The following is a 26,449-nucleotide window of genomic DNA, read 5'->3' as shown; positions in this document are numbered from 1 at the left end:
CTCAGGCCTTGAGCAGTTCGGGCAGGTCGCCCGAGACGCCGCGGGCCTCGTTCATGAAGAATGCCTTGAGCCAGCTTGTGCGCTGGATGCCCGCCATGCCCAGCCGGCGCACGGCGCTGGCGGTCTTGCCCGGAATGCCGAAGATGCGCGTCAGGCTGTCGGTCGCGCCCATCACCATCAGCGAATCGAGCGCACGCCATTTCTCGTATTTGGCGAGCACCTGCGCGTCGCCCAGATCCAGCCCGAGCCGCAGCGCCTCGTCGAGGACTTCGACCAGCGCGCCGACGTCGCGTAGCCCGAGGTTGAGGCCCTGACCCGCGATCGGGTGCATGCCGTGCGCGCTGTCGCCGACCAGCGCAAGCCGGTGTTCGACGATCTTTGCGGTATGCTGGAAGCTGAGCGGGTAGGACGAACGGCTGCTGTTGAGCGTCAATTCGCCGAGCAGGTCGCCCATGCGCTTGTGCACTTCGGCAAGGAAGGCGCGATCGGAAAGCTTGAGCACACCCGCCGCGTCCTTTTCGTCGACCGTCCACACCAGCGCGCTGCGATGCTGGCCATCGGGACCATCGAGCATCGGCAGCAGCGCGAAGGGGCCGTCGGGATAGAAGATTTCCCAGGCGATGTTTTCGTGCGACTTGCTGTGGTCGAGCCCCGTGATCATTGCGCGGTGGCTGTAATCCCAGCTGGCCATCTTGAACCCGGCTTCCTCGCGGCTGGGCGAACCGCGCCCTTCCGCGCCGATCATCAGCGCGGCCTCGAGCACAGTGCCATCGCCCAGCGTTGCCGAAACGCCGAACTCGCTGCGGTCGCGCGACAATACCTCTACCGGCGCGTGCCAGCTGATCAGCGGTTCCTTCTTTGCCGCTTCGTGCAGCGCAAGCCGTAGCTGGCGATTGGCGAACATCCGCCCCAGCGTGCCCTCATGCGGTTCGGGCCGGAAATCGAGCCGCCCGCGCTTCATCTGGTCGAGCACGGCGATCGCAGCGATGTCGCACCCATGCGGTTCGAGCGTTTCTTCGAGCCCGACATGGCGGAACAGGCGCCAGCTCGCGGTCGAGATCGCCGATGCGCGGCCGTCGAAGCCGTCCGCGGTCAGGCTGGCGGGATCGGCACGGTCGACGAGATGGCTCGAAAGCCCCTTCTTCGCCGCTGCCAGCGCCAAGGTCATGCCCACCAGGCCGCCGCCCAGGATCAGCAGGTCTCGCTTGTCTGTCATGGGGCCAATCCCTAGAGCCTGCGGCGTGACCGAGGCAAGGATAATGGAACGCTTCGCCGCTTTGCTGGCGCTGCTGGTACTGGCCTTTGCCGGACCTGTGGCTGCGCCGCTTTCCGCGCAGGGGCCGGGCAGCGAGCGGATGCCGGTCGAACTGGTCGCCGAGGGCGCGCCGCAATCCGGAGAGCGCTGGATGCTCGCGCTGCATTTCCGGCCCTCCACCCCCGAATGGCACGGCTATTGGTCGAACCCGGGCGATGCGGGGCTTGGCATGCAGCTCGTGTGGGACCTGCCCGCGGGCTGGAGCGCGGGAGACCCGCTTTATCCGTTGCCGCAGCGGCTGGTCATCGGCGGGCTGATGAACCATGTCTACGAAGGCGCCTATGCAGTGCTCGTGCCGGTCAGCGTGCCTGCGGGCGTCGATGCCGAGGACGCCCAGCGGATCGGGGTAGTGGCGAACTACCTCGCTTGCACCGATGCGATCTGCGTCCCGCAGCAGGCGCGGCTGGTACTCGAGCTCGGAGATGCGCAGGCAGACCCTCGCTTCGATGGCTGGCGCGCCGCGGTGGTGCCGCCGCTCGACAGCGAAGCGCAGTTCGAATTCGCCGGCGATCGGCTGCGGATCGGCATCCCGCTGCCCGCTGCAGTCCGCCTCGGCTCGCCGCATCTGTTTCTCGGCACGGCGGAATTGGGGGGCAGTGACAAGCCGCTTTACACCGCGACGCAGACCTTCCGCCGTGATGGCGATTTGCTGGTCGCCGAAATTCCGCTCGAACGGATCGCGCTGCCACCCGGCGTGCAAAGCGATGTCCCGCCCCGTCCAGAGACCGTCGAGGGTATACTCGACCTCGGCGAAGGGCGCGGGCTGCGCTTCGTCGCGCAACCCGGTGACGTTCCGCTCGAAGGAGCGGCGCCGCTATCGGGCGGCGGTGAACCGGTCTTGTGGCAATTGCTCCTCGCCGCGCTGGCCGGGGGGCTGGTGCTCAACATCATGCCCTGCGTCTTTCCCATCCTAAGCCTCAAGGCGCTCTCGCTTGCCAAGGCGGGCGGTGATGCACGTGCAGCGCGCATCGATGCGCTCGCCTATACTGCGGGCGTTGTGCTTGCCTGCGCGGCGCTGGGCGGGGCGATCCTGCTGCTGCGCGCGGCGGGTGAGCAGGTGGGATGGGCCTTTCAGTTGCAGGAGCCGCTGGTGGTGGTCGGCCTGTTCGTGCTGGCGCTGGCGATCACTGCCAATTTCCTCGGCCTGTTCGAGATACCGGGCTTCGCGATCTCGGGTGGATCGCCCTCGCGTGGCGGGTCCTTCGGCACCGGCTTGCTCGCCGCATTCGTGGCAACGCCCTGTACCGGACCATTCATGGCGCTGGCGCTGGGCGCGGCGCTGGTCATCGAACCGCTGCATGGACTATTGGTCTTCGTTGCGCTCGGGGCGGGGCTGGCGCTGCCCTTCCTGTTGGTCGGCTTCGTCCCCGCAATCCGGCGGCTGCTGCCGAGGCCGGGCGCATGGATGGAACGCTTCCGCCGCTGGATGGCGCTGCCGATGGGGTTGACCGCGCTGGCGCTGGGCTGGCTCGTCTGGCGGATCGGCGGCGGGCAATTCCTTGTGCTCGTCCTCGCGCTCGGCGGACTGGCGCTGTTCGGGCTGGCGCTGCTCGGCCTGTTCCAGCGCCGCGGGAGAGGCGGGGCACTTGTCATCTTCGGCGCGCTGATCGCCGTGGTGGGGCTGGGCATGGCCTTGCTGCCGCAGCCGCAGGCGCAAGCCATGAGCGGGCAGGCGAGCCTGCTCGACCCGGGCGAATACAGCGAGACAGCGCTGGCGGAAGCACGCGCCACGGGACGCCCCGTGTTCGTCTGGTTTACCGCGGACTGGTGCGTCACCTGCAAGGTCAATGAAAGCGTGGCGATCGAACGCGAGACGACCCGCGCCGCCTTCGCCGAAGCGGGTGTCGTCGCCTTGCGCGGCGACTGGACGCAGCCCAACGAGGAAATCAGCCGCATGCTGACGCGGCAGGGGGCGGCGGGCGTACCGCTCTATCTGTGGTACGCGCCCGGCGGCGAGGCCGAGCAGTTGCCGCAGGTGCTTACGCCGGATCTGCTGGTGCGGAAGGCGCGGGCGTCGGAGCCATAGCGGGTTCTCCGCCGAGCGGCTCACCAAGCGCGCGGCAGCGTTCGACCAGTTCTCCGGGCAATGCACTGGGATTGAGAATGACGCTGCCCGCACCGGGCACGGTCGCTTCGACCTCGCGATTGCCGGTCAGCACGTCGAGCCGCTCGTCTGCGGCTTCGATCGCGCCTTCCCAGCGCCACACGTCGCCGACCTGTGCCGCATCGATCTTGAGCCGCGCGACATGGCCGTTGCCGATCAGCGCCAGAACCGCCTTGGCATGCGCATCCGCACGCGCGAACCGCGTATAGCCAAGCATAGGTTCGCCGCCCTCACTCAGGCACTCGACCGCGAACAATGGGCGTTCGCCCGGCACGCCGTAGAGCAGGCGGGTGTTCTCGCTTGCCGGCGCCCAGATCGCGTCCTGCGTATCGGGTGAATCGATCGGTTCGGAAGGTCCTTCGGCAGGCGCTTCGATCCGCGTCCGCTCGATATAGTCGTCCGATGCCGGCGGCTTGCAGGCCGCGATGGCAAGCAATGGGAGGAGAGCGAGGACGCGACGCATGCGCGCGCTATGACACAGGTGTGACGCCATTCAAGCGCGCGCGATGCGACAATCCTCAACGGTTGCGGATAAAGGCTCGGATATCGCGCGAAAGCTTGGCGCGGTCTTCGTCGCGGACATACATCATGTGGCCCGCATCGTAATAATGCAGCTCCACACGGTCCTGCGGGATGCCCATGCGATTGAGCGAATATTCCGCGCCGAAGAAGGGCGTGGCAAAATCGTAATACCCCTGCGCGTTGAACACGCGCAACTGCGAGTTTTGCCGCATCGCCTGTCCGATATAAGGCGCTACGTTGAGATAGGCGCCGCGGCCCTGACCGGTGGACCATTGCCAGTGGCGACCCGGCTCGCGCCCGATCGACTGGTATTCGCGCGGCGTCTCGAAGCCCAGCGTTTCGCGCGCCCAGCTGTTGATCGCCGCCGTGTAGCCCGCGTCGATACCGTAGAAGCTGGGATCGTTGTCGGGATATTCGCCCGCATTGTCGAAATCGCGCCCGGTGTAGCGCGCGTCGAGCCGCCCGATGGTCAGCCCGCGATCGCGCAACAGTTCCTTGTAGAAACGCTGCGATGTTACGCGCAGGTCGGCTTGGTCGAGATAGCGTTCGGAGAGGCCGGTCAGCCGTGCCATTTCGGCGCGCACCGCGGCGCGTTCGGCGTCGGGCAGATCCTGCCCCTTGAGCAAGGCGGTGATGAAGGGGCCGATGGCAAACTGCCGCGCTTCCTCGACGATCGCCGCGACCGACGGAGCCTGCACCTTGCCGTGATAATAGGCCGCCGCCGCCATGTTGGGCAGCGTGACGACATAGGCCATCTCGTTGCCGGGCGTGGGTTCGCGTCCGGCGAAGTCGAGGATCGTCGAGATCAGGATCAGCCCGTTGAGGCCCACGTCGTTATAGGTCCCGCCTTCGAGCTCGCGCGCGACCATGGCGGTGCGCGTCGTGCCATAGCTTTCGCCCCCAAGGTACTTGGGGCTGTTCCAGCGGCCGTTGTCGTTAAGCCACAGGCGAATGACCTTGGCCACGGCTTCGGCATCCTGCTCCAGCCCGTAGTATTTCTTGGGATCGGTGCCCTTGGTCAGATAGCTGAAGCCGGTGCCCGGCGGGTCGATGAAGACGAGGTCGGCGACATCGAGCAGGCTGTCGGGATTATCGAGCAGCGGATAGGGCGGGGCGCCGTCGTCGCGCGCGTCGGAGGGGATCGCGACACGCTTGGGCCCGAACGCACCCATCTGCAGCCAGACCGAACCCGAACCCGGCCCGCCATTGAACAGGAAGAAAACCGGACGCGTGGCATCGCGCGGCTGCTTGACGTAACTGGTGGTGACCACGACCGCTTCGGGCTTGCCGTCGTCCGATTCCAGCACGGTTTCCGCGATCGTCGCGCGATAGGAAACGCGCTGTCCACCGAAGGTGCCCACCATGTCGCGACTGCGTACCTGCGATTCGATCTCCACGGCGGCTGGCTGAGCCTTCGCATCTGTATCGTCCTGTGCAGCGGCTGGCTGCGGCAGCATCAGCATCGCGCCCGTAGCCAGAAGGCCGGTGAGAATTCGGCTGGTTTTCATGATCTTCGGTCCCCTTTGGCGCCCTGTATGACCGTGCCGTACGCGGGGCGTCAAATACGTCCGTCGATCAGGGTTTGCCGCCCATCCGCTTGTACCGCGTCTTGCCATAGCGGGTCTTGCGCGTGCCCGGCCGCCCCGCATCGCTGCGACCGACCCTGGGTGCCTTCTTCTCTTCCTCGCCCAGGCCGAGTTCGTCATTCTCGAGCCGACGGATCTCGTCACGCAGGCGGCCGGCTTCCTCGAATTCGAGATCGGCAGCGGCGGCGCGCATGCGTTTCTCGAGATCCTCGATATAGGCGCGCAGATTGTGGCCGACGAGATTGTTGCGCTCGTCGTCGCCCGTATCGACGGTGACGCCATCCTGGCTCGCGGTGTCGGCGACGATGTCGGCGATCTGGCGGCGGATCGTCTGCGGCGTGATGCCGTGTTCCTCGTTATAGGCCTGCTGCTTCTCGCGGCGGCGATCGGTTTCGGCGATCGCGCGCTCCATCGAACCCGTCATGCGGTCGGCATAGAGTATCACGCGGCCATCGACGTTGCGCGCCGCGCGCCCGATCGTCTGGATCAGGCTGGTTTCGCTGCGCAGGAAGCCTTCCTTGTCGGCATCGAGGATGCACACCAGTCCGCACTCGGGAATATCGAGCCCCTCGCGCAGCAGGTTGATCCCGATCAGCACGTCATACACGCCCAGCCGCAGGTCGCGGATAAGCTCGATACGCTCCAGCGTCTCCACGTCGGAGTGCATGTAGCGGACCTTCACGCCAGCTTCGTGCATGAATTCGGTGAGGTCTTCGGCCATCCGCTTGGTCAGCGTGGTAACCAGCGTGCGATAACCCTTGGCGGCGGTGGCCTTGCATTCCTCGATGCAGTCCTGGACCTGGTCCTCGACCGGCTTGATCTCCACCGGCGGGTCGATCAGCCCGGTGGGGCGGATGACCTGTTCGGCAAAGACGCCGCCGGTCTGTTCCATTTCCCACGTGCCCGGCGTGGCCGAGACCGCGAAGGTCTGCGGACGCATCGCGTCCCATTCGTTGAAGCGCAACGGGCGGTTGTCGATGCAGCTGGGCAGGCGGAAACCGTATTCGGCCAGCGTGATCTTGCGACGGTGGTCGCCGCGCGCCATCGCGCCGATCTGCGGCACTGTCTGGTGGCTCTCGTCGACGAACAGCAGCGCGTTCTCGGGCAGATATTCGAACAGCGTCGGCGGTGGCTCGCCCGGCAGCCGACCGGTGAGGAAGCGGCTGTAATTCTCGATTCCCGCGCAGGATCCGGTCGCGGCGATCATCTCGAGATCGAAATTGGTCCGCTGCTCAAGCCGCTGCGCTTCGAGCAGGCGGCCTTCCTCGTGCAGTTCCTTGAGCCGCTCCTGCAACTCGAACTTGATCGCCTCGCTCGCCTGTTTCATCGTCGGGCCGGGCGTGACGTAGTGCGAATTGGCGTAGACGCGCACCTTGTCGAGGCTGGCGCCCTTCTTGCCAGTCAGCGGGTCGAATTCGCTGATTTCCTCGATCTCGTCACCAAAGAAGCTGACTCGCCACGCCATGTCTTCATAGTGGCTGGGGAAGATCTCCAGATTGTCGCCGCGGACGCGGAAGTTGCCTCGCGCGAAGGCGGCATCGTTGCGCTTGTATTGCAATGCCACGAGCTTGCGGATCAGCTCGCGCTGGTCGACGGCGGTATCCTTCTTGATGTCGAAGATCATCGCCGAATAGGTTTCGACCGAGCCGATACCGTAGAGGCAGGATACCGAAGCGACGATGATCACGTCGTCGCGTTCGAGCAGCGCGCGCGTGGCCGAGTGGCGCATCCGGTCGATCGCCTCGTTCACCGAGCTTTCCTTCTCGATATAGGTGTCGGACCGCGGGACGTAGGCCTCGGGCTGGTAATAGTCGTAGTAGCTGACGAAATATTCGACGGCGTTCTCGGGGAAGAAGCTCTTGAATTCGCCATAGAGCTGCGCGGCGAGGATCTTGTTGGGGGCGAGGATCAGCGCCGGGCGCTGCAGTTCCTCGATCACCTTGGCCATGGTGAAGGTCTTGCCCGAGCCGGTCACGCCCAGCAGTACCTGCGTCTGTTCGTCGTCGCGCGCACCTGCGGTGAGTTCGGCGATGGCGGTCGGCTGGTCGCCCGATGGCGTGTATTCGCTGACCAGCTTGAACTTCTTTCCCGGCATCGATTTTTCGGGCCGGGCGGGCTTGTGCGGGACGAACTCGCCAGTGGTATCGGGTTCTTCGAGGCCGCGGCGGATAACGAGTTCGCTCATGCGCGCACATATGGGGAACGCGGGTGACGGGTGCAACGGTGCTTGCCTCGCGCGGTCCGGCTGCTAGCTTCGCGGCCGACCAGTAGGAGGGATTTTCCATGCGCCATATCGTGTTCGCCGCTGCCGCCAGCTTCACACTCGCCGCTTGCGGAGGCGGGACCGCCGATGCCGACGGCGATGGCGAGATCAGCATGGAAGAAGCCGCTGCGCAGACCGCAGACATGGTTCGCCCGCTTCCCGGCCAGTATCGCGCCACGGTCGAATTCGTCGATGTCGAACTGCCGGGCGCGCCGCAGCAGGTGCAGGACATGATGCGCGGGATGCTCGACCAGGGCCCGCAGACGCATGAATACTGCCTCACCGCCGAAGAGGCCGAGAAGGGCTTCGAGGAAATGGCGCGGCAGGCGCAGGAAGACGGCGACGATTGCAGCTTCGAGAAGTTCGACGCTGCGGGCGGGCAGATCGATGCGATCATGAATTGCGAAGTCGAAGGGCAGGGCGCCGCACGGATGACCATGAAGGGCCGGGGCGGCGAAACGTCGTCGGAAATGACCATGACGATGGATGCCGAGGCCCCCGGCGGGCAGACCATGACGATGACGATGAACAGCTCGCAGGAACGCATCGGCGACTGTGACGCTTAGAAGACCGAGGCGCTTTGAGGGGAGCTAAATCGTCCGCGGTGCATTATTACACCGTGATGGCAACGTTACCTTTTAAAGACACCGCACTCATCGATCGCGAGGAACTGGCCCGGCGCTGGGCGCTGGCGGCCGAGCCGTGCTCCGACGATGCCCGCGGCCCTCGCTGGCAATTGCTGCTGCGTGAATTTCTGTGGCCGCTCGAACCGGTTCGCCGGGCGCTGGGCAAGCCGCTCGAGATCGCGCAGGCCGCGCGCCCCAAGACGGTGATGCTGTTGCCGGGGTTCGGCGCGCACCCGATCCGCATGCGCTGGATGGCGCGCAAGCTCGAGAAGGCCGGTCACGTCACCAAGAAATGGGGCCTTGGCTACAATCTCGGAGCAACCGAGGCGCGCTTCCGTCGGGTGGAAGAACGGTTGGTCGATCTTTACCGCCGCTCGGGCGAGCCGATCCATCTGGTTGGGTGGAGCCTGGGCGGGGTCATGGCTCGCGAACTGGCGAAGAAGCATCCCGACAAGGTCGCCAAGGTGATCACCATGGGTTCGCCCTTTTCCTACAGCCCGCGTGCCAACAATGGCTGGCGAGCCTATCAGGCGATCGCGGGCCACCGCGTCGACGAGCCCGAGATCGACACCGTGCTGCACGAGAAGCCGCCGGTGGAGACCGTGGCCTTCTGGAGCCCGCGCGATGGCGTGGTGCACCCGCGCGCCGCCTGTGGTCGGCCCGACGAACGCGACCGGGCAGTGCCGCTGCGCTGTTCGCACATGGGTTTTGTGCTGACCAATGAAGCGGTCGCCGCGGTGTTGTCCGAATTGGATCGCTGAACGAGCGGCACCAGCGCCAGGCTAGCGGCAGTAGCTGCCCTTGCCGTATTCGAGATGGAAATGATCGTGATGCGCGCGGTTGTAATCGGGGCCGAGGACCGTCCCGAAACGCTTGCACGCGCTCTTATGGATGACACGCAGGAATTCGCGTTCCCTGGGTGATGCGTTCCAGTCCGACAGCACCGAAATTCGCCGCCCGTCAGACAGCACGAAGGCTGCGACATCGATCGCCTCGCCGCGCGAATGCGCGCTGCGCCGCGCCGTGCCCGCGACATTGCGGCAGGAATAACTGCCCATCGTCTCGATCTTCTGCAGCGGGCTGCCGAGGATCTGGCGTGCGGCGCGGTCGACGCCATAACGCGCCCAATCGGCGAAGCTGGTGGCCAGCGGGCACGCGACTGCGCCCAGATTGGAAACGGCGAATTCGCCGCGGTCTCCGCCGAGGCCCTCGATCCGCACGCTGTTCACAGTCGAACAGCCGGCGCCATAGAATTTGTCGGGCAGGGGAGCGAAGCGGGAGCCCGATTGGCCCAATTGCGCATGGCATTGCCGCGCTTCGGGCCTCGTCGCGCTGACGGCGGGGGAACCCGCTTGCCTCACACCGCGCTCTGCCGGTTGCGAGCCGGGTACTACGCCGCATCCCGCCAGCATCAGGAGGAGGAGAGTGGTGGCGGGATGCGGTCGCATGACCGCCACTATGCAGCGGTGTGGTTAACAGGGCGCTAACGATGCGCGCCGACGGTCAGTCGGGCGATTCGCGCTGTTCCCACAGCTCGATCTTCACCCCGTCGGGATCGAGGATCCAGGCGAACTTGCCGTAGCCTTCATCGACATGGCCGAGCACCTCGACCCCCTTGGCCTTCAACGCCGCGACCATCGCGTCGCAATCGTCGACGCGCAAATTGATCATGAAACCCCCGCGTCCCGGTTTGACATATTCGTCATCGGCGAAGTGGCTGATAAGCGAATAGGGCTTGTCGCCGGTCTCTTCCGACCAGTTCAATTGCGGTCCGTACTCGCCGTCCAATCCCAGCACATCGCGATACCACGCGCGTGTCGCGGCGGGGTCCTTCACCACGTAGAAGACCCCTCCTAGTCCGGTTACCTTCGCCATGTCGCTCTCCTTGTCAGGCGACCCTCAATAACCTGCTGCCTGTCCATCCTTGCGCATCTCGGTCGCGCCGGTGAGGACGCCCGTATCCGGATCGCGCGTAATCGCCTGGTAGCCGCCGAACATGATGCCGTTGTCGACCACTTCGACCTTGTGCCCCATCGTGCGCAATTGCTCGATCGTTGCTTCTGAGATGCCCGGTTCGACGTAGAGCGTGCCGAGCGGATCTGCCGCAGGTCCTTCGAGTGCCTCGGTGGGTTGGCGTCCGCCATCGTGGTTGAAGCGCGCGGCATCGCCAGCTTCCTGCAGGTTCATGCCGTAATCGACGATGTTGACCAGCACCTGCACATGGCCCTGCGGCTGCATGCCGCCGCCCATCAGGCCCAGCGTCATGAACGGCTTGCCGTCCTTCTTCACGAAGGCCGGAATGATGGTGTGGAAGGGCCGCTTGGCGGGTTCGTAAGCATTGGGATGCGCCGGATCGAGGCTGAACAGTTCGCCGCGGTCCTGGAACATGAAGCCCGTTCCCGGCGCGACCAGCCCGCCACCCATGCCACGATAGTTCGACTGGATCAGGCTAACCATCATGCCGTCGCCATCGACCACGGTAAGATAGGTGGTGTCGCCTTCACCCTCCAGCTCAGGCGCAATCTCGATTTGGCCCGGTGCGAACTCGGGCGTGGCCTTGGCGGGATCGATCAGTTCGAAACGGTCCGCGCCATAGGCGTCGGTCAGAAGTTCCTCGGGCAGAGCGGCGAAAGCGGGATCGGCATAGAATCGCGCGACGTCGGCATAGGCGAGGCGTTTCGCTTCGACCATGTAGTGCAGGGCTTCCGCGCTACCGCGCTGCCATTGCGACAGGTCGACATTCTTGAGGATGTTGACCATTTGCAGCGCTGCAAAACCCTGCGAATTTGGCGGCAGCTCGCACAGTTCATAGCCATCCTTGTAGCCCACACAGGCGGGCTCGACCCATTCGCTGCGGTGAGCGGCAAAATCTGCGCGCGTGAAGGCGCTGCCCTTTGCCTGCAGGTAATCGACCATGCTATCGGTCATCGCGCCGTCGTAGAAGGCGTCGCGGCCGTCGCGCCCGATCGTCTCGAGCGTATCGGCGAGGTCCGGATTGGTGAATATCTCCCCAACTTCGGGCGCCGCTCCATCGGCGAACCAGACCTTGCGGGCATTGCTGAAGTCGAATTCGTCCTCGCGCGCCGAATAGGCCCTGAGCGCGCGCGCCAGATACATGCCGATGACCGGTGCGATCGGATGGCCTTCGCGGGCATAGCGCACGGTCGGGGCGAGGTTGTCGGCCATGCTGCGCTTGCCGAAGCGTTCGTGCATGGCGAACCACGCATCGACCGTTCCGGGCACCGTGATCGGCAGCGCACCATAGGGTGGCAACGCCTCGGCGCCGTCGAGTTTCTCGAGTAATTGATCGAGCGTCTGGTTCGCGGGCGAGCGCCCCGATCCGTTGATGCCGTGCAATTCGCCCGTCGCGGGATCGTAGATGATGGCGAACAGGTCGCCGCCGATGCCGTTGCCGGTCGGCTCCATCAGGCCCAGCGCGGCATTGGCGGCAATCGCCGCGTCCACCGCATTGCCGCCATCCTTGAGCACGTCGAGCGCGATCTGCGTCGCGAGGGGATGCGCGGTCGCGGCCATGCCATGCTGCGCGATTACCGGGCTGCGCGCCCAGTTCGCGCCGACCGGCCGGCCGCCGCCCCCGATCTGCGCCTCGACCGAGGGCTGCTCCGCCGCCTCCTGCGCGCTGGCCGGGGTGGCAGTGAGGGCGAGGGCTGCAACGCCCGCCATGAATGCTCGCATGTCCGTCTCCTGAATGTGTGAGACGGTGTGACGAATGCGCGTCAGGCTGGCAAGGGGCGCTCGCTGGTTCCGGCAGTTGCCTTGCTGACCAACACGATAGCCAGCCAGGCAGCGATGAAACCGGGGACGATTTCATACAGGCCCTGCTCCATGCCCGGCAGCGCCGAATTCCAGCCCAGCGCGATCCACGCCATCACCACGGCGGCACCCGTGACAAGACCCGCCACCGCGCCGGCGCCGGTCATGCGGTCCCAAGTCAGCGAGAGGATGATGAGCGGACCGAAGGCGGCGCCGAAGCCCGCCCAGGCGTTGGAGACGAGGCCCAGCACCTGGCTTTCGGGATCGCTGGCGATGACGATGGCAGCAAAGGCCACGAGTGCCACGCAAATCCGGCCGACATTGACGCTCTCGCGCTCGGAAGCGTTGCGGCGGAAGAACAGCTTGTAGAAATCCTCGGTGAGCGAGCTCGATGCCACCAGCAATTGCGAACTGATGGTCGACATGATCGCGGCGAGCAGCGCGGCCAGCAGGAAGCCCGTGATCAGCGGGTGGAACAGCAGGTTGGCAAGCACGATGAAGATCGTCTCGGGATCTTCCACCACGATGCCGTTGCGCTGCGCATAAGCGCGCCCGGCGATGCCGATGCCGATCGAACCGAGCAGGGCGACGCCCATCCAGGTCATGCCGATATTGCGCGCCGGGCGCACCTTCTCGACCGTGTCGATCGCCATGAAGCGCACGATGATGTGCGGCTGGCCGAAATAGCCAAGCCCCCAGGTGACGGCGCTGATGAAGCCAAGAAGCGTGAGTCCGTTGGTCAGGCTGAGAAAACCGTCGACGGGAACATCGGTCAGCGAACCGCCCGCGCTCCCGCCTTCGCCGAACATCACCACCAGCGGCATGACGACCAGCGCGACGGCCATGATCAGGCCCTGGACGAAATCGGTCAGGCTGACCGCGAGGAAGCCGCCCACCATCGTATAGGCGAGCACCACCAGCGCGGTGATCCAGATGCCGAGCATATAGTCGCTCATCCCGACGTCGCCGAACAGGCTGGCGAAGCTCGTTTCGAACAGTTTGCCGCCGCCCACGAGGCCCGCGGCGGTGTAGACCGCGAAGAACACCACCACGATCAGCGCCGACACGACGCGCAGCGCGACGGCCTTGTCGGGGAAGCGGTTGGCAAGGAATTCGGGGATCGTCAGCGCATTCCCGTAGCTTTCGGTCTGCGCGCGCAGACGCGGCGCGACGATGAACCAGTTGGCCAGCGCACCGAGGAACAGGCCGATACCGATCCAGGCCTCGACCAGCCCGCTGGCATAAAGCGCGCCCGGCAAGCCGAGCAGCAGCCAGCCGCTCATGTCCGAAGCGCCCGCGCTCAGCGCGGCAACCGATGGAGGCAGGTTACGCCCGGCAAGGAGATAGCCTTCGCTGGTATCGGTCGAGCGCTTCCACGCCCACAAGCCGATCCCGATCATCAGAATGAAGTACAAGGCGAGTGAAATCAGTGTTCCCGTCTGCATGGCCGTGCCCCTAACAGATGCATGTTGCTCTGGCCACCGCGGCCCCCGAACGCACCGCCGCACCCTGGTCTGCAAACCTGCCACCGCCCCGCCTGTGACAAACTTGCGACAGTTTTGGCGTTTCGTGTGGCCCCGGTGGAACGGCTTGCTTCGCCAAGCGTCATACCCCGCAACAGGGTCAACGCAAGTCACAGGATTTCCAATGAAAAAATCGACATATCTGGCAACCGCGATTCTCGCGGGCGCTCTCGCTCAGCCTGCTTTTGCGCAGGATGCCGAACCCGAGTTCTTTGACGGCTTCTATGTCGGCGGGCACTTCGGGCTCGACGGAATCGACGACAGCGCGGGCGAAGGCATCGTCTTCGACACCGATGGCGATGGCGAATATGGCGACGTGGTCGCCACCACCACAGGCGCAGATGCATTCGGCCCGGGATATTGTAACGGTATTGCGAATGGCGCACAGGCGAATGCCGGCTGCAGCGACGACAAGTCGCGCTTCGGTTATGGCGCGCGCATCGGTTTCGACCAGCGCATCGGCGATGGCCCGATCGTCGCCGGCCTGCTGGTCGAGGGCGCGCTGTCGGAATCGGAAGAATATTCGACCGGCTTCAGCACCACCCCGGCCAGCTACACCTTCGTTCGCGGCATCGACAAATCGGTCGCGCTGCGTGGCCGTCTCGGTGTCTCGCCGGGTAGCGGACGCGGGCTGCTCTACGTGACGGGCGGCGTCGCCTATGCCGATATCGACCATGATTTCGTCACCACCAACACCGCCAATTCCTTCACCATGACTGACGATGACGACTGGCAGCTTGGCGGCCAGATCGGTGCGGGCGGCGAACTCTACCTGACCGACAACATCTCGCTCGGCCTCGAATATCTCTACTCGCGCTACGACGACGACGATGCCTATGTGCTGGTCGGTGCCGGCACCGCCCCGGCGACCAATCCGTTCCTGCTCGACTCGGGTGAAACGCGCCTGCGTCCCTCGGATCCGAACCTCGACATCCACTCGGTCCGCACGACGCTCAACTTCCGCTTTTGAGCGGCGGCGCTAGCCAAACGAAAAGGGCCACCCTCGCGGGTGGCCCTTCTTGTATCAGGGTCAGGTGCCGATCAGCCCTGTGACGCACGCTTGGCGCGCTTGCGCTCGTGCGGATCGAGGATCGCCTTGCGCAGGCGAATGTTCTCGGGCGTCACCTCGACCATTTCGTCATCGTCGATATAGGCGATCGCCTGTTCCAGCGTCATGACCCGCGGCGGGGTTAAGCGGATGGCGTCATCCTTGCCGGTCGAGCGGAAGTTGGTCAGCTGCTTCGACTTCATCGGATTGACTTCGAGGTCGTCGGGCTTGGCGTTCTCGCCGATGATCATACCTTCGTAGATCTTGGCACCACCACGGATGAACAGCTCTCCGCGTTCCTCCAGCGCATTGAGCGCATAGGGTACCGCTTCACCCGGGACCATCGAGATCAGCACGCCGTTCTGGCGCCCTTCGATCGGCCCGCGATAGGTGTCGTATTTCTCGAACAGGCGGTTCATAATCCCGGTGCCGCGCGTATCCGACAGGAATTCGCCGTGATAACCGATCAGCCCGCGCGAGGGTGCGGAGAAGGTGATGCGGGTCTTGCCCTGGCCCGAGGGGCGCATTTCGGTCAGCTCGGCCTTGCGGCGCTGCATCTTCTCGACGACCGTACCCGAATGTTCGTCGTCGACGTCGATGACGACGGTCTCGAACGGCTCCATCTTCTGGCCGTCTTCGGTGCGGAACAGCACGCGCGGGCGGCTGATGCCCAGTTCGAAGCCTTCGCGGCGCATCGTCTCGATGAGCACGCCGAGCTGCAACTCGCCGCGACCGGCGACTTCGAAGCTGTCCTTGTCGGCGCTTTCGGTGATGCGGATCGCGACATTGGTTTCAGCTTCGCGATACAGGCGATCGCGGATCATGCGGCTGGTGACCTTGGAACCTTCGCGCCCGGCAAGCGGGCTGTCGTTGACCGAGAACTGCATGGCCAGCGTCGGCGGATCGATCGGCTGCGCTTCGATCGGCGTCTTTACCGCCGGATCGGCGATGGTGTTGGACACGGTCGCCTTCTCGAGGCCCGCTAGCGCGATGATGTCGCCCGCTTCGGCGTTATCGACCGGTACGCGGTCGAGCCCGTCGAACGACAGCAGCTTGGTCGCACGACCGACTTCGATGACATTGCCGTCCGCGTCGAGTGCATGGATCGGGTCGTTGACGTTGAGCTTGCCCGACTGGACGCGTCCGGTGAGCACGCGGCCCATGAAATTGTCGCGATCGAGCAGCGTGGCGAGGAAGCTGAACGGCGCCTCGGTGTCGAGCCCGGGGGCGGGGACGTGATCCACGATCAGCTTGAACAGCGGTTCGAGGTTGCCCTCGCGCGCGTGCTCGTCGTCGCTGGCATAACCGTCGCGGCCGGACGCCCACAGGCTCGGGAAATCGAGCTGGTCGTCATTCGCATCGAGGCTGGCGAACAGGTCGAACACTTCGTCGAGCACTGCCTGCGGGCGGGCATCGCCGCGGTCGATCTTGTTGACCACCACGATCGGGCGCAGGCCCAGCGCCAGCGCCTTGCCGGTGACGAACTTGGTCTGCGGCATCGGGCCTTCGGCGCTGTCGACCAGCAGGATGACGCCGTCGACCATGCTGAGGATCCGCTCGACCTCGGCGCCGAAGTCGGCGTGGCCCGGCGTGTCGACGATGTTGATGCGCGTGCCGTTCCATTCGACGCTGGTGCACTTGGCGAGAATCGTGATTCCGCGCTCCTTTTCCAGGTCGTTCGAATCCATCGCGCGCTCTTCGACGCGCTGGTTTTCGCGGAAGGTGCCCGATTGGCGGAATAGCTGGTCGACGAGAGTGGTCTTGCCGTGGTCGACGTGGGCGATGATCGCCACGTTGCGCAGGTCGCGGGACATGGAATGTGCTTTCGATTAGGGGGCCGTAGCGTCAACGCATGGGGGCCCGACGCGTTTCGGGCGCGCCCCTAGCTCAGATGGTGCATTGCGGCAAGATGTTGCGGTGTAACGCGAAAGGCACAGTCGCCGCGAGAGCGGGAAACTACTGAGCTAAACCCTTGAGAGGTGCGGCAACTCTGGTATCGGGCCGCAGCTTGCGTGTTTTTGGGGACTGCGCAGCAGACCAGACCAAAAACCGTCTTGAGAGAAGAGGACCTTTCATGAAATTCAATACTTTCGGCCGCGCTGCGACCGTTCGTACGAGCCTGCTTGCCGGTGCTGCTGCACTGGCCCTGCCTGCCGCCGCGCAGGCGCAGGACACCGATGCCGACTTCGACGACGAAGGCGCCGGCGTCGAGGCACCGGTCAACAGCAATGTCATCGTCGTGACCGCGACCAAGCGCGAACAGACGCTGCAGGAAACCCCTGTGGCAGTCAGCGTGACCAGCGCGGAAACGATCGAACAGGCGCAGATCCGCGACGTCTCCGACCTCGCCACCGTCGTTCCCTCGCTGCAGGTGAGCCAGAACCAGAGCTCGTTCGCGACCAGCTATTCGGTCCGCGGCTTCGGCACCGACGGCAACAACATCGGTCTCGAACCGTCGGTCGCGATGTTCGTCGATGGCGTCTACCGCAGCCGTGCGGTATCGCAGATCTCCGATCTGCCCGACATCCAGCGCGTCGAAGTCCTGCGCGGTCCGCAGTCGACTCTGTTCGGCAAGAACGCCAGTGCGGGCGTGATCTCGATCGTGACCAAGGAACCGCAGTTCGACTTCGGCGGCATGGTCGAAGCCAGCTACGGCAATTACGACGCGATGGTCGTCAAGGGCTTCGTCACCGGCCCGATCAGCGATTCGGTCGCTTTCAGCGCCGGCGGCGGCATCAACAAGCGTGACGGCTTCCTGACCAACGGCGCCAATGGCGAAGATATCAACGACCGCGATCGCTGGTTCACCCGTGGCCAGCTGCTGTTCGACAATGGCGGCCCGCTGCGCGTCCGCGTGATCGGCGATTACGACAAGATCGAAGAGCGTTGCTGCGGCGTTCTCAACGTGGCGCCCTCGGCCGAAATCGGTGCAATCCAGCTGCTCGGCGGCCAGGTCAACGACTTCCGCAACAACCCTGACGGCGACGTGGTCTTCACCGATGTCGACCCGATCAACGAAGTCGAGAACTACGGCATCTCGGGCCAGATCGACTACGAATTCGGCGCGCTGACGCTGACCTCGATCACTGCCTATCGCAAGACCAAGCTGGCGGCCGACCAGGACGTCGACTTCACCAGCCTCGACGCGGTGAGCGGTGCGAACATCGGCGATGCCGACATCGACACCTTCACGCAGGAACTGCGGATCGCTTCGGACTTCGACGGCCCGCTCAACTTCCTCGTCGGCGGCTACTACTTCGACGAGCAAGTCGATACGTCGGACCAGATCGTCTACGGCAACGGCTTCCGCCCCTTCGCCAACCTGCTGCTGCAGGGCGCGACCGGCGGCACGCAGACCGTCGACACGCTCGAAGCCACGCTCTCGGCGCTCAACGGCACCGACTACACCGGTCAGTTCTTCGCTGCCGGCCAGGGCTTCTTCAACAACATCGTGCAGGACAACGAAGCCTTCTCGATCTTCGGTAACGTCGATTTCGAGATCACCGATCGCCTCGTCCTCACGCTTGGTGCCAACTACACCAAGGACAAGAAGCAGATCGTGACCAACTCGACGAGCACCGACGTGTTCTCGAACATCGATCTGGTCGCTTCGGGCAACACCGCGATCTTCGCGCAGGGCCTCGCCACGCAGGTCGGTTCGCTGCTCAGCCTTGGTCGTCCCGCCACGCAGGCTGAAATCGGCGCCTTCGCCGGTGCCAACCCGGCAGCCTTCGCACAGGTTTCGGCAGGCGTTCAGGCCTTCGCCGACGCCAACGACACCGATCCGGCGGTCAACTCGCTGCTCGCGCTCACCCCGTTCCAGTTCCTGCCGCCGCTGCAGAACTGCCCGAACGCGGTGGAAGACTGCTCGACCGACGACGACGACTGGAGCTGGAACGTCCGTCTGGCCTATGAAGTCACGCCGACGCTCAACGTCTATGCGAGCTGGGCGACCGGCTACAAGGCCCCGAGCTTCAACCTGTCGCGCGACAGCCGTCCGCTTCCGGCCGACTTCGCCGCGCTGCAGGCGCAGGGACTTGCAGTCACCAACCTGCGCCCCGGTACCCGCTTCGCCAATGCAGAGAACTCGGAAGTCTACGAAGTCGGGATCAAGGGCAATTGGAGCCGTGCGGCTGCCAATCTGACCTTCTTCCAGCAGTCGATCGAGGATTTCCAGGCGAACACCTTCACCGGTACCTCGTTCATCCTGTCGAATGCCGGCAAGCAGGAAACCTTCGGGGTCGAGTTCGACGGCCAGTTCTACGCCAGCGATTCGCTGACGCTGAGCGTCGCGATGACCTATCTCGATGCCCAGTACGACAGCTTCGTCGCATCGCCGGTCGGCGACCTTTCGGGCGAACCGGTTGCCGGCGTCCCCGAACTGTCGGCGGTGCTCGGCGCGCAGTACAACAAGGAAATCAATTCGCGGGGCGATCGCATCATCCTGCGCGGCGATTTCGCCTATTCGTCGCCCGTGCAGATGGTGAACGGCCTGACCAACTTCATCGTGGTCGATCCGGCAACCGGCGCTCGCGACTTCGGCCCGGCGCGCGCTGCGGCGGCTGCCTACAAGCGTGAAGTGAACAACCTCAACGCGTCGTTCACCTATGCCTTCGACATGGGTCTGGAACTCAGCGTCTGGGCACGCAACCTGCTCGACGACCGTTACCTCACCACGGTCTTCCCGGCCGTGGCGCAGGGCCAGGCGATCTCGGGTTACCCGAACCAGCCGCGCACCTACGGCGTGGCCGCGCGCTTCCGCTTCTGATCGGCAGCGACATAGCGAAAAGGGGAAGGGGGGCTTCGGCTCCCCTTTTTCTTTGCCTGATCGCGGCGTTGGGCACTCTGCCGGATATAGTACCGTGTCGGCAGGTGCTCATGGCACATGGGCATCGGCAGCGGCGCGCCGACATTATCGGCCCGTCTGCAAGCGAATGGAGCCTCGGTGTGCGAGATTGGGATGCCCTATTATCGAACAGGGGCGGCCCGCTTCATGCAGCGGCTCGGCGCGCAGCATTGTGCTGCGATACATGGCCTCTTGAAGGAAGCTGCTAAAGCGCGCGCAGCGCCTGGGCGGGCTTGGCGCGCAGCAGCGGGAGCGAGGCGCCCAGCGCGAAGGCCAGCACAACGCCGATGCCAAGACCGAGCACGGCGAGAACTTCGCCCCAGTCGGGCAGCCAGTCGAATTCGAACAGCTGCGTGACGACCAGCCAGGCGGCAAGGCTGCCTATACCCAGCGCGACGAACGCCAGCGCCCCGGCCAAGGCAACATATTCGATCAGTTGCATGATCAGGATCTGGCGCCGGTCGGCCCCGAGGACGCGCAGCACCACCGTGTCGTATGTGCGCGCAGCGCGTGCGGCGGCAATGGCGCCGAGCAACACTGCGAGACCGGCCAGCACCGCGACACTGGCCGCGGCCAGCGTGGCAATTCCGACCTGTTCGAGGATCGTGCGCGCCTGTTCGAGCACGCCGCCGACCTCGATGACAGAGGTCGAGGGCAACGCCGCTACCAGTGCCTGCAGCAGCGGTCCGGTGGGGGTGCCGGGGCTCAGCTCGATGGTGGCCGCAAGATTGTGCGGCGCATCGCGCAACGCATTGGGACTGAACACGAAGACGTAGTTGAAACCGAGGCTTTCCCAGTCGATCCGGCGGAAGTTGGCGACGCGGACGGTCCGTTCGACACCGAGCAAACCAAAGGTCATTCGGTCGCCGATTTCGAGCCCGGCTGCTTCGGCGAAATCCTCGTCGAGCGAGACCAGCGGTTCACCGTCGTAGAACGGGCCCCACCATTCGCCTTCGGTCAGTTCGTTGCCGACTGGCAGATCGTCCGCATAGGTCAACCCGCGCTCGCCGCGCAGCGCCCAGGCGCCGTCGGGTATTTCTTCGAGCTCGGCGGTGCGGGTCATCGCCTCGTCGGTTCCGAACGCCAGTACCGCACCGCGGAGGGCTGGCACGGTCCGCCAATTCGCCTGCGGATCGGCCGTGCGCACGAGATCCTCGAATTCGGTCACCTGTTCGCGCGGAATGTCGAGCACGAAATAGTCTGGGGCGCGATCGGGCACGCGCTTGGCGATGTTCCCGTCGATTGCGCTCTGCACGGAGGCAAGGAGGACGAAGGCGGCCAGGCCGAAGCCCAGTGCGGTGACCAGCGCGCCGGTGGACGAGCCGGGACGATGGAGGTTGGCCAGCGCGTTTCGCGCGACCGGGCTGGCGGGACGGGGCAGGGCCCCGGCGAGCTTGCGAATGCCGAGGCCGATCAGCGCCAGCAGGGCGAGCACGCCCGCTGCACCCGCAAGGAAGCCCGCCGACAGCAGCGGATTGGCCGATGTCAGCAGCGCCAGTGCGACGATGGCAGCCAGACCGCCGCCGACCAGCAGCAGGGCCTTCGGGTCACGCGCCAACGGTGCCACGCGTGAGCGCATCAGTGCCATTGCGGGAAAGTGCCTTGCGCGCAACAAAGGCGGCGCGGCGAAGACCAGCGCGACGAGCATGCCATAGGACAGCGCCAGCAGGATCGCGCCCGGATCGACGATCACGCCGCTCGATACGGGGAGCAAGCCCTGCAGCGCCATGCCCAGCAAAGGTACCAGCGCGACGCCGACGGCGATCCCCGCGAGGCTTCCCGCCAGCGAGGCGGCAACGATCTGCAATGCATAGATGCGCGCGATATCGCTGCTGCTCGCGCCGAGAATCTTGAGCGTCGCGATACCCTGCCGCCGCGCATCGAGATAGGACGTCACCCCGCCGCCGATGCCAATCCCCGCGATCACCAGTGCGGCGAGGCCGACCAGCGTCAGAAACTCGCTCATCCGGTCGACGAAACGGTCGGTACCGGGAGCGGCGCGGTCGGCTGTGTCGATGTCGAAGCCGGCCTCGGGGAAGCGGTCCTCGAGCTGTTCCTCGACCGCTTCGAGGTCGCGTTCCTGATCGAACCGGACGCGGGTCTTCGACTGGTACATCGACCCCGGGGCGATCAGTCCCGCGCGCATGGGCAGGTCTTCGGCAACGATTACCGTCGGGCCGAGCTGGAAGCCTTCGCCGAGCCGGTCGGGCTCGACCGCGATGATGCCGCCCACGTCCAGTGTCTCGGTGCCGATCTGGATGGCGTCGCCCGGGTTCACTCCGAGCCGGTCGGCAGCGCCTTGTGAAAGCCATGCTGCGTCCGGGGCCGGGGCGCCGACCGAGCGGCCGTCTTCCAGCGTGAGTTCGCCGTAGAGCGGATAGGAGGCGTCGATCGCCTTGAGTTCGATCGGAGCGGCTTGATCCCCGCGCCGCGCCATCGCCTGCAGCCGCGTGCCCACCGAGACATCGCCCAGTTCCTCCAGCGCCGCACGTTCTTCCGTGTCCAGCCCGCGCTGCCAGAGTTCGATCTGCAGGTCGCCGCCGAGGTATTCGCGACCATTGGCCTCGATCTCGCTTTCGATTGCAGCGGTTAGTGAACCGATCGCCGCCAGCGCGCCAGTGCCGAGGAACAGGCACACCAACAGCAGTCGCAGGCCCTTGAAACGGGCGTTGAGATCGCGCCGTGCGATGCGCCAGGCAGTGGCCCAGCTCATGCCGCGGTATCGGTGGCGATACGGCCGTCGCCCAGCGTCAGCACGCGCTCGCAATGCTCGGCCAACTCGGGGTCATGCGTGATGACGAGCAGTGTCGCGCCCGTTTCGGCGCGCCGCGTAAACAGCAGTTCGACGATCTCGTGCCCGGTTGCGGCGTCGAGATTGCCCGTCGGTTCGTCGGCAAAGATCAGGTCGGGGCGCGGTGCGATCGCGCGTGCGATGGCCACGCGCTGCTGTTCGCCCCCCGACAATTGCTGCGGATAGTGATCGAGCCGGTGCCCGAGCCCGACCGCTTCGAGTTCGGCCTTCGCGCGTGCCTGCGCATCGCTTGCGCCAGCCAGTTCCATCGGCGTGGCAACGTTTTCGAGCGCAGTCATCGTCGGCAGCAAGTGAAAGGCCTGCAGCACGATCCCGATCCGGCCGCGCCGCGCATGCGCCAGCGCATCCTCGTCCATGGTCGCGAAGTCGGCACCGGCAACCTGCAGGCTGCCGCCCGTGGCGCGTTCGAGCCCCGAAAGCACTGCCATGAGCGAACTCTTGCCCGAGCCCGAGGGGCCAAGCAGCGCCACGGTCGATCCGCGAGCGATATCGAGATCGATCCCGCGCAGGATATCGACCGGCGCTTCGCTGGTGCCGAGAGTGAGGGTGAGATTGCGGGCGGAAATCGCGGCTTGAGAGTTGGTCACATGGCTGCGATGGCATGCAGCCTCAGCTTGCACAAGGAATCTCGCCGATGCGTTTGCGCCATTTGTCGATCACTGCAGCGGTTCTCGTACTGGCCGCCTGCGGCGGTGCGCAGGACGACACCGTGCCTCCCGAAAGCGCGCCGAGCGAAGCCGCGCCGGTCGCAGATATCGCGGTCGCAGGGCCCGAAAGGCGCATCCTCGCCTTTGGCGACAGCCTGTTCGCGGGCTACGGGCTGGAAGAGGAAGAGGGCTATCCCGAACAGCTCGAAGATGCGCTGCGCCAGGGCGGGATCAATGCCCGGGTGATCGATGCCGGTGTCTCGGGCGACACCAGCGCCGCGGGGCGACAACGGTTGGCCTTCACGCTCGACGCGCAGGATACCAAGCCCGATCTCGTGCTGCTCGAACTGGGCGGCAATGACATGCTGCGCGGCATCCAGCCCGAGCAGACCCGCGCCAATTTCGCCGCCATGCTCGACGAGCTGCAAGAGCGCGACATACCTGTCCTGCTGATGGGCATGCGCGCGCCGCCCAATTACGGGGCCGAATACCAGCAGCGTTTCGATGCGCTCTATGGCGAGCTCGCGCGCGAATATGGCGCCAGGCTGGTGCCGTTCTGGCTCGAAAGCATTTTCGAAGACCCGAGCCTCTTCCTCGAGGATCGCATCCATCCGACCGCCGAGGGGGTGGGCATTCTGGTGGGTGATACGCTGGACGATGTGCAGCAGGCGCTGCCGGCGGAAGGCTAGTCCCGTTCGACCGCGCCGGCGCTGACCCGCCACACCGCCGCCTCGCCCGCGATGGCACTGAAGGGCGCAAGTTCCGTACCGGTCATCCAGACCTGCGCGCCGCTGCCCCGCAATTGTTCGAACAGCGCGGCGCGGCGCACGGGATCAAGATGCGCGGCGACTTCATCGAGAAGCAGCAGGCTCGCGCGGCCTTGCGCGGCAAGACCGGCATGCGCCAGGGTCATTGCGACCAGCATCGCTTTCTGTTCGCCGGTCGAGCTGTGCGCGGCGGGTACGCGCTTGGCAGCATGGACCACGTCGAGCTCGTCGCGATGGGGACCCTCCAACGTGCGCTGCGCCGCGCGGTCGCGCCGGCGATTATCGAACAGTGCCTGCGACAGGCCATCGGCATGGTCGGGGGCCGCGGGCACATAGCTCAGGGCGGGGCGGGCAAACGGCTCGGCGGGCATTTCGGCCAGCCGCACCGCGAGCGTTTCGACCAGCCGGGCGCGGCCCTGCATCAGCGCGGTGCCATGTTGCACCATTTGCGCTTCGATTGCGTCGAGCCAGCCGCTTTCGGGTTCACGCAGGTCTGACAGCAGCCGATTGCGTTCGCGCAAGGCGGCTTCATAGCGTGCGGCATGGCTCGCATGCGCGGGATCGAGGGCGAGCGCCAGCCGGTCCATATAGCGTCGCCGGTCACCTGCGGGGCCGGTGAAGAGGCCATCCATGGCGGGGGTCAACCAGGTAACCGCGATCCATTCGCCCAATCGGGCCGCGCTCGAATCGGCGCCGTTGATGCGCACCCGGCGGCGATTGGGATGTGCGCTTTCCGAATAGGTCGCCAGGCGTACCGGCTCATCGTCGTTCTGGGCGAGGCTGGCGCCGACGCCAAAGCCGCGTTCACTGCCTGCGCGGGCGATGTCGGACAAGGCGGCGCGGCGCAGGCCGCGCCCCGGCGCGAGCAGCGAAAGTGCCTCGAGGACGTTCGTCTTGCCCGCGCCATTGTCTCCCACCAGCAGGTTGAAGCGCGCGGTCGCGCCAAGCTCTGTCGCGGCATGATTGCGGAAGTCGGTGAGCGAGATGCGGTCGAGCGCCATGGGTCGTCAGCGCGATAGCGTGCGCCTTGCAGCACCGCCACTCGAAACACCAATTCCAACATTTGGGAAAATTTCCCAACCTTTCGGAATGATGAACAGAGGCTTCGATCTACCTATGTGAAGAAATGGCGGAATCCTGCGGTTTGTCGAGTTTGGCACGCCCATTGCAATGTATTGGGCATCCCGGATGACCGGGAAAAACAAACCAAGGATCAAGGAGTTACCCAATGTCTGCTTATGAAAACGCCAGCAATCGCGCTCTCGCCGCTGTCTTCGCTTTCGGTGTCTCGGCCCTGTTCATGGCTGCCGCCATCGTCCCCGCAAGCCCCGCCGGCCTGATCGCCTGATCGCCGCCAACCCACACTCGAATACGCAAAGGAAAGGATTTATGTTCTCTCACGAAAACGGCACGAAGCTCTTCGCAGCTGCCTTCTCGCTGGCCATTTCGGCGGCCTTCTTCGCCACGGCCATCATCCCCGCTTCGCCCAACGGACTGATCGCATGAACGATCTGAAGTTTCGCGAAGACGACCACGCCGTCCGCCCCGCCAAGAGCTTCGCGCTCGACCGCAGCAACGGCAAGCTGATGGGCGTATGCTCCGGTGTCGCCCGCTACTTCGGCATCGACGCCACCTGGGTCCGCCTCGGGTTCGTCGCAGGAACGCTGCTCGGTTTCGGCAGCTTCATCCTGATCTACCTCGCGATCGCTCTGATCGCAGACTGACCACGGCCCACACCAACCGTCCCGGTTTTGTGCCGGCCGTGGCTCACATTTCAGGAAAACCGGGAGGGGCCGCTGGGCCCCTCTTTCGATTCCGGCCTCCGTTTGCCGCTACATCGCCGATATGCCGCCGTCGAGCTTGAGCTCCGCACCGGTCATGAAGCGGCTTTCGTCGCTGGCCAGATAGACCACCGCATTGGCGATATCGTTCGGCTCGCCGACGAATTTGAGCGGGATCTGGCGTGCCAGCTTATCCATCAGCACGCCCTTTTCGATATTGTGGTTCTTCGCCGTGCCATCGAGGATCGGCGTATCGACGAAAGTCGGATGAACCGAATTGCAGCGGATCTGCATGTTGTTCTTCGCACAATGCAGCGCGATCGACTTGGACAGCATCCACACCGACGCCTTGCTGGCGTTGTAGGCGGGCATGGTGTCGCTGGCGATCAGCCCGGCGATGCTCGAGATGTTGACGATCGATCCCGGCGCATGTTCGCGCATCAGCGGCAGCGCCTTCTGGCAGCCGTGAAAGATCGAATCGACATTGATCGCGAAGCAGCGCTTCCAGTCGTCGAAGTCGCAGGTCTCGATATTGCCACCAACGCCGATCCCGGCATTGTTGACCAGCACGTTGAGCCCGCCCAGCTTGTCGCGCGCGGCATCAACCGCGGCTTCCCACGCCTGCGGGTCGGTCACGTCATGCGCGATCGAGAAAGCCGTGCCGGCGCTGAGCGCGTCGTCGATCAGTTTCGCCGTTTCGGCCGCGCCGTCGCCATTGATGTCGGTACACAGTACCCGCGCGCCTTCTTCGGCGAGACGTGTCGCATGCGCGCGTCCCAGTCCCTGCGCCGCGCCCGTTACCAGTGCCAGTTTGCCCGCACACCGTCCTGCCATC

The 26,449-nt window shown here is 65.1% G+C and carries 22 protein-coding genes; 9 read left to right on the top strand and 13 right to left on the bottom strand.

The features are described 5' to 3' along the window. Window position 1: 1 nt before the first annotated feature. A complete protein-coding gene (locus FHS69_RS12780) occupies window positions 2–1,216 on the bottom strand; it encodes an FAD-dependent monooxygenase (protein WP_166778015.1) in 1,215 nt (404 codons plus the stop codon). A 25-nt stretch (window positions 1,217–1,241) separates the two neighbouring features. Between FHS69_RS12780 and FHS69_RS12775 the strand changes: the two genes are divergently transcribed. After that, window positions 1,242–3,341, top strand: coding sequence for a protein-disulfide reductase DsbD family protein (locus FHS69_RS12775; protein ID WP_341801792.1), 2,100 nt, complete (start codon window positions 1,242–1,244; stop codon window positions 3,339–3,341). On the opposite strand, the gene FHS69_RS12770 is transcribed toward FHS69_RS12775, so the two are convergent. The 3 genes from FHS69_RS12770 to uvrB form a co-directional block, all read right to left on the bottom strand. Next, window positions 3,295–3,882: a hypothetical protein gene (locus FHS69_RS12770; RefSeq protein ID WP_166778014.1), complete on the bottom strand. Its 588-nt coding sequence runs from the start codon at window positions 3,880–3,882 to the stop codon at window positions 3,295–3,297. The two genes, FHS69_RS12775 and FHS69_RS12770, sit on opposite strands and share 47 nt — an antisense overlap. A gap of 55 nt (window positions 3,883–3,937) precedes the next feature. Beyond that, window positions 3,938–5,449 carry a S10 family peptidase gene (locus FHS69_RS12765; RefSeq protein WP_425128229.1) on the bottom strand — a complete coding sequence of 504 codons (1,512 nt, stop codon included), beginning with the start codon at window positions 5,447–5,449 and terminating at the stop codon, window positions 3,938–3,940. Window positions 5,450–5,516: 67 nt separating this feature from the next. After that, entirely contained in the window at window positions 5,517–7,712 is a 2,196-nt protein-coding gene (uvrB, locus tag FHS69_RS12760; RefSeq protein WP_067463899.1) for an excinuclease ABC subunit UvrB, read from the bottom strand. 98 nt (window positions 7,713–7,810) lie between these two features. Between uvrB and FHS69_RS12755 the strand changes: the two genes are divergently transcribed. Continuing rightward, entirely contained in the window at window positions 7,811–8,356 is a 546-nt protein-coding gene (locus FHS69_RS12755; RefSeq protein WP_063506403.1) for a DUF3617 domain-containing protein, read from the top strand. A 56-nt stretch (window positions 8,357–8,412) separates the two neighbouring features. Then, window positions 8,413–9,177 (top strand): esterase/lipase family protein, encoded by a 765-nt coding sequence (locus FHS69_RS12750; RefSeq protein WP_166778013.1) that lies wholly within the window; start codon window positions 8,413–8,415, stop codon window positions 9,175–9,177. 21 nt (window positions 9,178–9,198) lie between these two features. Here the strand turns inward: FHS69_RS12750 and FHS69_RS12745 are convergent, their stop codons facing one another. From FHS69_RS12745 to putP, 4 genes are all read right to left on the bottom strand, one after another. Next, window positions 9,199–9,828, bottom strand: a complete 630-nt coding sequence (locus FHS69_RS12745; protein ID WP_341801799.1) for an extensin family protein — start codon at window positions 9,826–9,828, stop codon at window positions 9,199–9,201. A 91-nt stretch (window positions 9,829–9,919) separates the two neighbouring features. Further along, window positions 9,920–10,291: a VOC family protein gene (locus tag FHS69_RS12740; protein WP_166778011.1), complete on the bottom strand. Its 372-nt coding sequence runs from the start codon at window positions 10,289–10,291 to the stop codon at window positions 9,920–9,922. Between the two features lie 24 nt (window positions 10,292–10,315). Beyond that, complete coding sequence (gene ggt, locus FHS69_RS12735) at window positions 10,316–12,112, bottom strand: gamma-glutamyltransferase (protein WP_166778010.1); 1,797 nt, start codon at window positions 12,110–12,112, stop codon at window positions 10,316–10,318. 41 nt (window positions 12,113–12,153) lie between these two features. After that, entirely contained in the window at window positions 12,154–13,635 is a 1,482-nt protein-coding gene (gene putP / locus FHS69_RS12730; RefSeq protein WP_166778009.1) for a sodium/proline symporter PutP, read from the bottom strand. 202 nt (window positions 13,636–13,837) lie between these two features. Here putP and FHS69_RS12725 point away from each other — a divergent pair, with 202 nt between their 5' ends. Continuing rightward, window positions 13,838–14,683 (top strand): outer membrane protein, encoded by an 846-nt coding sequence (locus tag FHS69_RS12725; protein ID WP_166778008.1) that lies wholly within the window; start codon window positions 13,838–13,840, stop codon window positions 14,681–14,683. Between the two features lie 71 nt (window positions 14,684–14,754). Here FHS69_RS12725 and typA read toward each other — a convergent pair whose 3' ends face one another. Next, window positions 14,755–16,575, bottom strand: coding sequence for a translational GTPase TypA (gene typA / locus FHS69_RS12720; protein WP_166778007.1), 1,821 nt, complete (start codon window positions 16,573–16,575; stop codon window positions 14,755–14,757). Window positions 16,576–16,835: 260 nt separating this feature from the next. On the opposite strand from typA, the gene FHS69_RS12715 reads away from it, so the two are divergent. Next, window positions 16,836–19,529: a TonB-dependent receptor gene (locus tag FHS69_RS12715; RefSeq protein WP_166778006.1), complete on the top strand. Its 2,694-nt coding sequence runs from the start codon at window positions 16,836–16,838 to the stop codon at window positions 19,527–19,529. 283 nt (window positions 19,530–19,812) lie between these two features. Here the strand turns inward: FHS69_RS12715 and FHS69_RS12710 are convergent, their stop codons facing one another. Together FHS69_RS12710 and FHS69_RS12705 are read right to left on the bottom strand one after the other, a co-directional pair. Then, the gene (locus FHS69_RS12710; protein ID WP_166778005.1) at window positions 19,813–22,320 is read right to left on the bottom strand and encodes an ABC transporter permease; all 2,508 of its coding nucleotides are present in this window, start codon (window positions 22,318–22,320) and stop codon (window positions 19,813–19,815) included. Beyond that, complete coding sequence (locus FHS69_RS12705; RefSeq protein WP_166778004.1) at window positions 22,317–23,006, bottom strand: ATP-binding cassette domain-containing protein; 690 nt, start codon at window positions 23,004–23,006, stop codon at window positions 22,317–22,319. Before FHS69_RS12705 ends, FHS69_RS12710 begins: the two co-directional genes overlap by 4 nt. A 47-nt stretch (window positions 23,007–23,053) precedes the next feature. Between FHS69_RS12705 and FHS69_RS12700 the strand changes: the two genes are divergently transcribed. Next, the gene (locus FHS69_RS12700) at window positions 23,054–23,755 is read left to right on the top strand and encodes an arylesterase (RefSeq protein ID WP_166778003.1); all 702 of its coding nucleotides are present in this window, start codon (window positions 23,054–23,056) and stop codon (window positions 23,753–23,755) included. Here FHS69_RS12700 and recF read toward each other — a convergent pair. Further along, window positions 23,752–24,834 (bottom strand): DNA replication/repair protein RecF, encoded by a 1,083-nt coding sequence (gene recF, locus FHS69_RS12695; protein ID WP_166778002.1) that lies wholly within the window; start codon window positions 24,832–24,834, stop codon window positions 23,752–23,754. The two genes, FHS69_RS12700 and recF, sit on opposite strands and share 4 nt — an antisense overlap. A 227-nt stretch (window positions 24,835–25,061) precedes the next feature. Here recF and FHS69_RS12690 point away from each other — a divergent pair, with 227 nt between their 5' ends. From FHS69_RS12690 to FHS69_RS12685, 3 genes are read left to right on the top strand one after another with little or no spacing between them, the layout of a single operon-like run. Further along, window positions 25,062–25,181, top strand: a complete 120-nt coding sequence (locus FHS69_RS12690) for a recombination protein F (RefSeq protein ID WP_166778001.1) — start codon at window positions 25,062–25,064, stop codon at window positions 25,179–25,181. Between the two features lie 41 nt (window positions 25,182–25,222). Further along, window positions 25,223–25,339 carry a recombination protein F gene (locus FHS69_RS13795; RefSeq protein WP_192796910.1) on the top strand — a complete coding sequence of 39 codons (117 nt, stop codon included), beginning with the start codon at window positions 25,223–25,225 and terminating at the stop codon, window positions 25,337–25,339. Further along, entirely contained in the window at window positions 25,336–25,557 is a 222-nt protein-coding gene (locus FHS69_RS12685) for a PspC domain-containing protein (protein WP_166778000.1), read from the top strand. Before FHS69_RS13795 ends, FHS69_RS12685 begins: the two co-directional genes overlap by 4 nt. Window positions 25,558–25,665: 108 nt before the next feature. Here FHS69_RS12685 and FHS69_RS12680 read toward each other — a convergent pair whose 3' ends face one another. After that, a complete protein-coding gene (locus FHS69_RS12680) occupies window positions 25,666–26,448 on the bottom strand; it encodes an SDR family oxidoreductase (RefSeq protein WP_166777999.1) in 783 nt (260 codons plus the stop codon). Window position 26,449: the final 1 nt, after the last annotated feature.

The organism is Qipengyuania flava (assembly GCF_011762005.1).
In the GTDB taxonomy this organism is placed as follows: domain Bacteria; phylum Pseudomonadota; class Alphaproteobacteria; order Sphingomonadales; family Sphingomonadaceae; genus Qipengyuania; species Qipengyuania flava.
Note: the sequence above shows the minus strand (reverse complement) of the source record. Positions and strands in the feature narration are given on the sequence as shown.